Source organism: Microbacterium sp. 18062 (genome assembly GCF_902706225.1).
In the GTDB taxonomy this organism is placed as follows: Bacteria; Actinomycetota; Actinomycetes; order Actinomycetales; family Microbacteriaceae; genus Microbacterium.
In genome coordinates this window covers 1-643 of the sequence record NZ_CACSKB010000153.1, presented here as the reverse complement: position 1 = coordinate 643, position 643 = coordinate 1, and the positions used below count along the sequence as shown (strand labels likewise).

General features: G+C 65.0%; 1 protein-coding gene. It reads right to left on the bottom strand.

Annotated features, from left to right (window positions below):
* Positions 1–643: L-ribulose-5-phosphate 4-epimerase (locus GVL03_RS19100; RefSeq protein ID WP_159502569.1), on the bottom strand; the 643-nt coding region annotated here is incomplete at both ends.

The following is a 643-nucleotide window of genomic DNA, read 5'->3' as shown; positions in this document are numbered from 1 at the left end:
TCTGTCCGTAGACGTTCTGGTAGCGGTGGTAGAGGCGATCGATGGCCTCCTGCGGGATCGGCACCAACGGACCACCCTCACGAGCGATCTGCACCGTCCGAGCGACGTCCTCGACCATCACCGCGGCCTTCACCGCATCCCTCGCCGACACCCCGATCGTGAACGGACCATGGTTCCGCATCAGCACCGCACGAGAACGATGACCCCGCAACGTCTCCACGATCCCCCGACCGATCGAATCATCCCCGATCACCGCGAACGGCCCCACCGGAACCGGCCCCCCGAACTCATCCGCCATCGCCGTGACCACACACGGGATCTCCTCCCCCCGCGCCGCCCACGCCACCGCAAACGTCGAATGCGTATGCACCACACCCCCCACCCCCGACATATGCCGATACACATACGCATGCGCCGCCGTGTCACTCGACGGCGCACGATCACTGCCCGGCGTGCCACCCACCACGACGCCATCCAGATCGCAAAGGATCATGTTCTCCGGAGCAAGCTCGTCATACGACACCCCCGACGGCTTGATCACGAACAGATCCGCACCCGGAACCCGCGCCGACACATTCCCCCCGGTCCACACCACCAAGCCATAACGCACCAACTCCCCATGCAAAGACGCCACCTCAGCACG